We start from the raw sequence: 8701 nt of genomic DNA on the forward strand, positions 1-8701 counted from the left end.
CGATCCGCCCGAGGAGCCGCCGGGCGACCGGCCGAGGTCCCACGGATTGTTCGTCGTCCCGTGGATTTCGTTATAGCTCTGGAAATCCCTGAGCCCGATCGGGATATTGGTCTTGCCGATGATGACGGCGCCCGCCGCCTTCAACCGCGAGACCACGAGGGCATCTTCCGCCGGCTGGAAATCCCTGAAATGCGGAAAGCCCCAGGTCGTCGGCAGGCCCGCGACGTTGAACGGCTCCTTCAGGGTCACGGGAATGCCGAGCAATGGCCGCCGCTCGCCGCGCGAAAGCGCGGCATCGGCGGCGCGCGCGGCGTCTCTCGCCCGATCGAAATCGCGAACGATGATCGCGTTGATCCGCCCGTCCAGCGCCTCGATGCGCGCGATCGTATGTTCGAGCAGCTCCGACGCAGACATCTTCCGCGCGCGCAAGGCGGCCAGAAGTGTGCTGACCGAGCCGTAATCCCACTCAGCGCCATCAGCGGTCATCACACACTCCATTGGATCCCATCGCCGTGTCGAGACTTCCGGATGCAAAGCGATCCGGGCGCCGAACATGCATTTTTGAAAGCGGGATGAGGAGGCGGCGCAATGGGCATCAGATCTGCTTGCCGGTGGCACCGATGCGCAGGCCGGGCTTCAAAGCAGTTATGCCTTCCGACCCGTTAACGAATCGGCGCGACGGCGGACAAGTAGCTATCATGTAGTTCTGCGCCTGTTTTGCCCGACGCGTCAAACGTCCGCGCTGGCGGGCCACGCGCCGTGCGGCGCGAGATTCTTCAATGATTTGTACTTTGCATGGGGTTGTTTTCGCATTTTTTGTTTGGACGGTCCCGGGCCACGGTATCAGCCGTCAGAGGCCGTCTCGATACGGGCGCTCCTAAGAATTCTTACACACAGTTCTGGCAGGCTCCGCGCGACAATGTCCGCAACCCGCATCGTCGCCTCTTATTGCGCGCACGAAGGCCCGCGGGAACCGAGGGGCGTAATCCATGACTGCACTCGCTTCGGACGCCAGTCGCGCCAGGGGTGGGATCGTGCCGATCCTGTTGTGCGTCGTGCCGTTCAGCCAGATTCCGCTCGATGCCTACACGCCCGGCCTGCCGCAGATGGTGGTGGAACTCGCCACTGACGCGGCCTCGATGCAGAACACCGTCACCGCCTATATGCTCGGCATGAGCCTGGCGCTGGTGCCGGTCGGCATCGCCTCCGACACGCTCGGCCGTCGCAAGGTTTTGCTCGCGGGCCTGTCGGTGCTGATCGCAATGAGCATCGCCTGCGCGCTCGCCACCAGCGCCTCGCTGCTGCTTGGCTTGCGCTTCCTGCAAGGAATCGGCGGCTGCACCTGCCTCGTCGTCGCCTATGCGGTTGCGGCCGACTGTTTTCGCGGACGCGAGCTCACGGCGATCTCCGGCCTGCTTGGAGCCGCGTGGGGGCTCGCGCCTGTGCTTGCGCCTGCGGCCGGCGGCTTCATCGTCGAACTGATGTCATGGCGCGGCGTCTTCGTCATCATCGCCGTTGCCGCGGCGATCGTTGCCGCCATCGTCGCATTCCTTCTGCCCGAGACGTTGCCCGCTGATCGGCGGGCACCGTTCGATCCGCGTCGCACGGCCGGCATCCTGCGCGATGCGCTGCTGCGTCCGGGCTTCCTGGCTTTCGTCCTGGTGTTCGCCGCAGCAGCGAGCGCGCAGCTGGCATTCGGCGTCGTCGCGCCGTTCTTCTACCAGACGGGCCTCGGCTATTCCGCGGCCATCTACGGCCTCGTCGCGCTCGGTCTTGGCGGCGTCAATCTCGCCGGCGAGCTCGGCTGCGCGCATTTTGCGCGCTTCATGCCGGCGCGCATGCTGGGCTTCGGCGCCTTCGCGTTGCTTCTTGCCGGATCAGTGGTCCTGACCGCAACAGGCATGATCTTCGGCCTCGGCTTTGCGTCGATCACGATCGGCGGCGCGCTGGTGCTCGGCGGCTGCGGCGTGCTGTGTCCGATGATGTATGGCATGGCCCTCGGCCTGTTCGAGCGCGACCACGGCCTGATCGGCGGTCTCATCAGCGCGCTCTGCTATCTCGCGGTGAGCGGCGCCATGGCGATCACGGCGGTATTGCCCGAAACGACGCAGGCGCCGATCGGATGGCTCTATCTCGGCCTCTGCGTTGTTGCGGGCACGCTGCTCGCGATCTCGCTGCCGTCAGTGCGTCACGCCACACAGACCTGAGGAAGGAACCAATTCATGACCACCGTCGGTATTCGCGGCACGTTCTTCGATTTCGTCGATGATCCCTGGAAGCACGTCGGCAACGAGCAGGCCGCCGCGCGCTTTCACCAAGACGGCCTCATGGTCGTCACGGACGGCGTCATCAAGGCGTTCGGTCCTTATGACAAGATCGCCGCTGCGCATCCAGGCGTCGAGATCACTGACATCAAGGACCGCATCATCGTCCCCGGCTTCATCGACGGTCACATCCATCTGCCGCAGACGCGCGTGCTGGGTGCCTATGGCGAGCAGCTCCTGCCGTGGCTCCAGAAGTGGGTCTATCCGGAAGAGCTCAAATACCGGGACCGCAACTACGCGCGCGAGGGCGTCAAGCGTTTCCTCGACGCGCTGCTGGCGTCCGGCACCACCACCTGCCAGGCCTTCACGAGCTCCTCGCCTGTTTCAACCGAGGAGTTGTTCGAGGAAGCAGCCCGCCGCAACATGCGCGTGATCGCGGGCCTCACCGGCATCGATCGCAACGCGCCGGCCGATTTCATCGATACGCCCGAGAATTTCTATCGCGACAGCAAGCGGCTGATTGCGCAGTACCACAACAAGGGCCGCAACCTCTACGCCATCACGCCGCGCTTCGCCTTCGGCGCCTCGCCGGAGCTGCTGAAAGCGTGTCAGCGCCTCAAGCACGAGCATCCGGACTGCTGGGTCAACACCCACATCTCCGAGAACCCGGCCGAATGCAGCGGCGTGCTGGTCGAGCATCCGGACTGCCAGGACTATCTCGGCGTCTACGAGAAGTTCGACCTGGTCGGTCCGAAATTCTCCGGCGGTCACGGCGTCTATCTCTCGAACAACGAGTTTCGCCGCATGTCGAAGAAGGGCGCGGCGGTGGTGTTCTGTCCCTGCTCGAACCTGTTCCTCGGCAGCGGCCTGTTCCGCCTCGGCCGCGCCACCGATCCGGAGCATCGCGTCAAGATGTCGTTCGGCACCGATGTCGGCGGCGGCAACCGCTTCTCGATGATCTCCGTGCTCGACGACGCCTACAAGGTCGGCATGTGCAACAACACGCTGCTCGACGGCAGCATTGATCCCACGCGCAAGGACCTCGCCGAGGCCGAGCGCAACAAGCTCTCGCCTTACCGCGGCTTCTGGTCGATCACGCTCGGCGGCGCCGAAGGCCTCTATATCGACGACAAGCTCGGCAATTTCGAGCCCGGCAAGGAGGCTGATTTCGTTGCGCTCGATCCGAATGGCGGGCAAGTCGCGCAAGCGTGGCATCAGTCGCTGATCGCCGATGGCGCCGGCCCGCGCACGGTCGACGAGGCCGCGAGCATGCTGTTCGCCGTCATGATGGTCGGCGACGATCGCTGCGTCGACGAGACCTGGGTGATGGGCAAGCGCCTCTACAAGAAGAACTGAAGCGGACGGAAGCCGATGAGCGCATCTCCGGATACGGCCGGACAGCCGGTCGCCCTCGTCATCCAGCGCCGCATCGCCGATGACGGCTTTGCCGCGTTCGCGCGCTGGAATGGCGAGGTCGGCGAGGCACTCAAGGCCTGGCCCGGATTCCTGGGGCAGGAGGTCGTGCCGCCGCGGCCGCCGGCCCATGTTGATTGGGTGACTGTCTTGCGTTTCGCAAGCCCGGCTGCAGCGCGCGCCTGGCTTCAAAGCGAGGAGCGGACGCGGCTGATCGGCGAGGTGCAGCGCTTCTTCGTCGGTTCGGAGGACGTCCATATCCTGCCCGACAGCGGCGTCCAGCGTGACAATGCGGTCTCCGCCGTCATCTCCTTCAATGTGCCGGATGGGCTCGAGGACGCGTTTCTCAAATGGCAGCAGCGCATCCAGGCCGCGGAGGCCGAGTTCAAGGGGTTCTTGCGCCACAAGATCGAGCGGCCGATTCCGGGCCTTCACGACGAGTGGATCGTCATTCTGACGTTCGACAGCGATGCCAACCTCAACGCATGGCTCGACTCGCCGTTGCGGCAGACGCTGCTGAGGGAAGGCGAGCGCTTCAACGCCGGCATGAACGTGAAGCGGGCGAGCTACGGCTTCAATTTCTGGTTCCCGGCCGGCAAGGCCCAGGCTCCGGAGCAGAGCCCAAGCCTGATCTGGAAGAGCAACCTCATCGTGCTGCTGGTGCTCTATCCCGTGGTCTATCTCTGGGGCACTTTCATCAGTGCGCCGCTGATCGACAGAAACGGCGTGCCGGTCTGGCTATCGCTCTTCGTCGGCAATCTCGTCAGCACCCAGCTGCTCGGCTGGTGGCTGGTGCCCGCCGCCTTTAGGGCGCTCGACTGGTGGGTCACGCCGAAGGCGGCGATCAGTCGCCGGATCGCGGGCTACGCACTCCTTGCCGCGCTCTATGCGGCGTCGATGGGCCTGTACGCGCTGCTGCTCGCGTGGCATTGGGGGCGGTGAGACCCGTCCACCGCCGGACACGTAACGACCATGTTCGCCCTGACATTTCTCGGAACCTCGGCCAGCGTTCCCTCAGTGGAGCGCAACCACCCGGCGCTCCTGGTGGAAGCCGCGGGCAAGCGCATCCTGGTCGATTGCGGTGAGGGCACGCAGCGCCAAATGCTGCGCAGCGGCGCCGGCTTCCGGCGGCTCGACCGCGTGCTGCTGACGCACGCTCATCTCGATCACGTGCTCGGCATCCCCGGATTGTTTTCAACCCTGGGCTTGCGGCAGAGCGCCGAAATGATGACGATTCATGGCGGGCAGGGCACGCTCGACATCGTCATCCGGATGCTCGCAGGCCTTTGGGGTGCGGGCAGGGCGCCGATCGCGGTCGAGTTCGCTGCCCTGACCGAGGGACAGGTCATCGACACCGGCGACTTCACCATCGCCTGCTTTCCGGTCCGCCACCGCGGCACCGATAGCTTTGGCTTCGTGTTTCAAAGTCCTGCACGTCGCCACCTTCGGCCCGATCGCCTTGCGGCGCTTGGCGTCCCGGATGGTCCCATGCGCGGCGAACTGGCTGCAGGACGGCCGGTCGTGATCGCCGATCGAACGGTTGATCCGGAGGACGTTCTGAGCCCGCCGAGCGGCGGCAAGAAGCTCGTCGTGATCGGTGACACCGAAACCACCGACGGACTGTCCAGCTACGTTGCTGACGCAGATATGCTGGTGATCGAGGCGACCTTCCTTGATCGCGACGCCGCGACAGCGCGGGATTACGGCCATCTCACCGCGGCGGAAGCGGCCGCCTTTGCTGCGGCGAGCAACGTCCGCCAACTCGTGCTGACTCATATGTCGGGACGATACGAGGACGATGAGATCCTGGCCGAGGCGGCGAGGATCTTTCCGAACACTGGGATCGCCGCCGACTTCGATCACGTGGTGATCTAGTCGCGCCTTCGACAATGTGCCGCTGCTGATGCCGCAGGTGAAGACCGGCCAGTTGGCGCTGCTCGCAACCGCAACGCCCAAGCGCGCAGACTTCGATCCGCAAGCGCCGGCCGTGCCGAATTCCCGCCCCGTTTCAATACCGTGGCCGCTCCGAGCGCGGCGCCCGCTTGTTCAGTGTCGATTGCAGGGCTAGGTTCGCAGGCCAACGGGTGTGGGGCTGATGGGGACAGTTCGTTTTCTGCTGGCGGCGATCGTCGTTGGATTTCATTGCCAGTTTGGCGTCATCCACCAGACAATCGGGGGCCTGGCCGCGGTAGAGGTCTTCTACATCATCAGTGGCTTCTACATGGCCGCCGCCTATGAGCTGCACTATCCGGGGCGGCCTGCTGCGTTCATGGCCAGCCGCTTTGCGAGGCTCTACCCGTTCTACCTGACTATCCTGATCGCTACGTTCGCACTCCATTTGTGGAACCCGGCGAACGAGAGCGGCATCTTCGATTCGCTCCGGACGGATGAGCGGCCCTATGTGATCAACCTGTCGCTGGTGGGTCTCGATCTCTATTCGGCCATGCACAGCACCACATATCTCTTGGTTCCTCAGGCATGGTCGATCAGCGCGGAGATCGTCTTCTACGCGCTACTGCCAACCTTGCTTCTACTCAACAGAAAATGGCTCGCCGGGTTGGTGGTCGCTGCCTTCGCGATCAAGCTGGTCATTCTTCACTTCTGCGAATGGAAATGGGCCTACTTCCCGTTTTACAGCCAGATCGGGTATTTCGGCACTGGGGTTGTGCTTTTCTCGTTACGGGATCGCCTGACATGGTCGACGCGTGCGGGCTACTGGCTCGCCGGCCTCTACAGCCTTTATCTCCTGGGCGACGTGTATGCCGACGTCGACTATCACGGGGGCATCGTTCAGGGCGTGCCGCTGGTTGTCGCAACCAGCATCGTGATTCCGACGCTCTTCGCGAGGGTCAACGGACCGCTGTCGACCACATTGGGCGACGCCTCCTACGGCGTCTATCTCTCGCATTTTCTCTTCATACAGATCGCGATCAATTTGCAGCTGTTTGATCCGATCACGCTGACAAATCCGCACATTGTGAGCCATTGGCGAATACTGTTTCAGACTTTGGGCATCCTGCTCGCATCCACGGTCGTCGCGCTCGCATTTGAATTCACGGTCCAGCGATGGATTGATCGGGCGCGCCGCTCGCTTTTCTACAACCGCAAGGGGCCGCCGGATTTCTTACTGCAATTGGACCGGCGCGACGCTGTCGGGAAGGCTTGATGCGAACGCAGCAAGAACAAGCTGTCGATGTTCACAGAAGGACTGGACCGCGAAGATCAGCGCGGCTATATGAGCGGCCTGCGAGCCGCTGATTTGCAAACCTTTCAGCCAGCCTTGCAGAACTTCCGAAGAAAGCTTAGTGATTTCAAGCGCTTCGGTGGGGAATGGTGTAACGGTAGCACAACAGACTCTGACTCTGTTTGTCTTGGTTCGAATCCAGGTTCCCCAGCCAGTTCCGGCGCTTTTCCACGGTCGCAATTCTCTCGGTGTGCCGCTCGGCGGCGATGAAGTCCGTTGGCCGCGCCGCCGGTCGCGGCGGTTTGCCTCATCTGAAAAACGCATGTGCCGGTCGGAACGCCGCGCGCTCCATCGTCCTTGGGTCATACAACCCTGGGAGATCCGTGATGCCCTATGTCGATGGTTTCGTTCTGGCCGTGCCGAAGGACAAGGTCGACGCCTACAAGTCGCTGGCGACGACCGCCTGCGCGCTCTGGATGGAGCACGGTGCGCTCGACTACGTCGAATGCATCGCCGACGACGTTCCCTATGGGGAGCTCACCTCGTTTCCACGCGCGGTGATGGCGAAGGAGGACGAGGTCGTGGTGTTCGCCTGGATCGTCTACCGCGACCGGGAGACCCGCGATGCCGTCAACAAGAAGGTGATGGCAGACCCGCGGCTGAAGATGGAGGGTATGCCGTTCGACGGAAAACGCATGATCTATGGCGGCTTCACGACGCTGCTCCGGGCCAGCGACGTCATCGGTTGACGGCGACCAGAAGGCCTATCGAGGAGCGCGGCCGCATTCGCCCTGGAGCAGCAGCAACAGGCAACCGGCGAGCCGCGTCTCCATGTCTTTCGACGAAAGCGACAGCGGGCCGGGATCGTTGAGGATCGCGTTCACCAGCGTGCCCAGCACGACCTGGAAACCGAAGGCGATGGCGCTGGTCTTTGCCGCCTTGCGTCCCTTGCCCATGGCCGGCAGCAGGAGAGGGGTGGCGCGCGTGGTGGTCGCCCCATCCGTCCCAGGCGTTCCGGCTCCGCTGCCGCAAGGTCGTTGGTCTCGGAGAAATCCGCGTCCAGATGAAACAGCTCCCATTTGTCGTTCTCGAACGGCGTGCCCGACGGGTGGAAGGCGACCGCCTTCCACCCCGCCTGCCAGAGACCGCGATGGCCGAACATCTCGAAATATTGCGGCGAGCGCTTTGACGGTGCCGACACATCCGTGATCGAGCGCGCAAAGCTTTCGCCTTCCAGCGGCATTTGCCGGCAGCCCGCGATATAAGTGGGCGCCTCGATGCCGATCAGCTCCAGCAGCGTCGGAGTGAGGTCGCAGGCGTGGACGAACTGGTGCCCCAGTTCGCCTTTCGCAGAGGCAGCCTGGATTGCTTCGCTGCGCTCGCAATGACGAGGTGAGAGAGCCGGCGCGGCAGTAGAGGGAAGCTTGCTACTTGATCTTGTCGTAAGCGGCGGCGAAGTCGCCGAGCGGCATCGGGATTGCGATGGTCTCCTTGGCCATGTTCTGGAAGGAGACCTTGAGCTGCTTGCCCGACCGTAAAGCGCCCAGCAGGTCGGCCGCGATCGGGGTCGACGCGTAACAACCGCGGTTCTCGCAGGTCTGGATCTGGAGATCGACCGTCTTGCCTTCGTCGACCTGAAGCTTGGCGCCGACCGGAAGATTGAGGCCGAGCGGCAATTGCAGCAATGCAACCGGCGTGCGGGTGTCGGGCGCGATGCGGATGTTGACGAGGACGATGGTCTGGCCGGTCTTGGTCAGCACCGCGTTCTGCTCCATCGCGCATTCGAGCGGCGCCTCGCGGCTCGCGCTGGTGCAGCGCACGATCCAGCCAGGCTGCTGCG

9 protein-coding genes and 1 tRNA gene are annotated in these 8701 nt (G+C 63.7%); 7 read left to right on the forward strand and 3 right to left on the reverse strand.

Annotated elements, in window-relative coordinates; translation table 11 throughout:
* The coding region (locus MOV74_RS23500) for an amidase family protein (protein ID WP_246927711.1) at positions 1 to 486 on the reverse strand (486 nt) is incomplete at its 3' end.
* A 503-nt stretch (positions 487 to 989) separates the two neighbouring features.
* Here MOV74_RS23500 and MOV74_RS23505 point away from each other — a divergent pair.
* The 7 genes from MOV74_RS23505 (at position 990) to MOV74_RS23535 (ending at position 7610) form a co-directional block, all read left to right on the forward strand.
* Entirely contained in the window at positions 990 to 2207 is a 1218-nt protein-coding gene (locus MOV74_RS23505; RefSeq protein WP_246927714.1) for a multidrug effflux MFS transporter, read from the forward strand.
* Positions 2208 to 2222: 15 nt separating this feature from the next.
* On the forward strand, positions 2223 to 3620 hold the full coding sequence (gene guaD, locus MOV74_RS23510; RefSeq protein WP_246927726.1) for a guanine deaminase: 1398 nt from the start codon (positions 2223 to 2225) through the stop codon (positions 3618 to 3620).
* 15 nt (positions 3621 to 3635) lie between these two features.
* Positions 3636 to 4619, forward strand: a complete 984-nt coding sequence (locus tag MOV74_RS23515) for an antibiotic biosynthesis monooxygenase (RefSeq protein WP_246927729.1) — start codon at positions 3636 to 3638, stop codon at positions 4617 to 4619.
* Between the two features lie 30 nt (positions 4620 to 4649).
* Positions 4650 to 5552, forward strand: a complete 903-nt coding sequence (rnz, locus tag MOV74_RS23520) for a ribonuclease Z (RefSeq protein ID WP_246927737.1) — start codon at positions 4650 to 4652, stop codon at positions 5550 to 5552.
* A gap of 220 nt (positions 5553 to 5772) precedes the next feature.
* Entirely contained in the window at positions 5773 to 6843 is a 1071-nt protein-coding gene (locus MOV74_RS23525; RefSeq protein WP_246927739.1) for an acyltransferase, read from the forward strand.
* Between the two features lie 158 nt (positions 6844 to 7001).
* Positions 7002 to 7075: transfer RNA gene (locus tag MOV74_RS23530), tRNA-Gln, on the forward strand.
* A gap of 172 nt (positions 7076 to 7247) precedes the next feature.
* Positions 7248 to 7610, forward strand: coding sequence for a DUF1428 domain-containing protein (locus tag MOV74_RS23535; RefSeq protein WP_246927741.1), 363 nt, complete (start codon positions 7248 to 7250; stop codon positions 7608 to 7610).
* Between the two features lie 15 nt (positions 7611 to 7625).
* Here the strand turns inward: MOV74_RS23535 and MOV74_RS23540 are convergent, their stop codons facing one another.
* Together MOV74_RS23540 and MOV74_RS23545 are read right to left on the reverse strand one after the other, a co-directional pair.
* Complete coding sequence (locus tag MOV74_RS23540) at positions 7626 to 7817, reverse strand: hypothetical protein (protein WP_404979162.1); 192 nt, start codon at positions 7815 to 7817, stop codon at positions 7626 to 7628.
* 471 nt (positions 7818 to 8288) lie between these two features.
* A partial coding sequence (locus tag MOV74_RS23545) for an invasion associated locus B family protein (protein WP_246927743.1) occupies positions 8289 to 8701 on the reverse strand: 413 nt, incomplete at its 5' end.

Origin of the sequence: Bradyrhizobium sp. SHOUNA76 (assembly GCF_023006445.1) — a bacterium.
In the GTDB taxonomy this organism is placed as follows: domain Bacteria; phylum Pseudomonadota; class Alphaproteobacteria; order Rhizobiales; family Xanthobacteraceae; genus Bradyrhizobium.

What these genes read in the sequence shown, in the direction of transcription:
- MOV74_RS23540 (WP_404979162.1), bottom strand. Translation starts at nt 7,817, where the DNA reads ATGGGCAAGGGACGCAAGGCGGCAAAGACCAGCGCCATCGCCTTCGGT.
- MOV74_RS23515 (WP_246927729.1), top strand. Translation starts at nt 3,636, where the DNA reads ATGAGCGCATCTCCGGATACGGCCGGACAGCCGGTCGCCCTCGTCATC.
- guaD (WP_246927726.1), top strand. Translation starts at nt 2,223, where the DNA reads ATGACCACCGTCGGTATTCGCGGCACGTTCTTCGATTTCGTCGATGAT.
- MOV74_RS23535 (WP_246927741.1), top strand. Translation starts at nt 7,248, where the DNA reads ATGCCCTATGTCGATGGTTTCGTTCTGGCCGTGCCGAAGGACAAGGTC.
- MOV74_RS23505 (WP_246927714.1), top strand. Translation starts at nt 990, where the DNA reads ATGACTGCACTCGCTTCGGACGCCAGTCGCGCCAGGGGTGGGATCGTG.
- rnz (WP_246927737.1), top strand. Translation starts at nt 4,650, where the DNA reads ATGTTCGCCCTGACATTTCTCGGAACCTCGGCCAGCGTTCCCTCAGTG.
- MOV74_RS23525 (WP_246927739.1), top strand. Translation starts at nt 5,773, where the DNA reads ATGGGGACAGTTCGTTTTCTGCTGGCGGCGATCGTCGTTGGATTTCAT.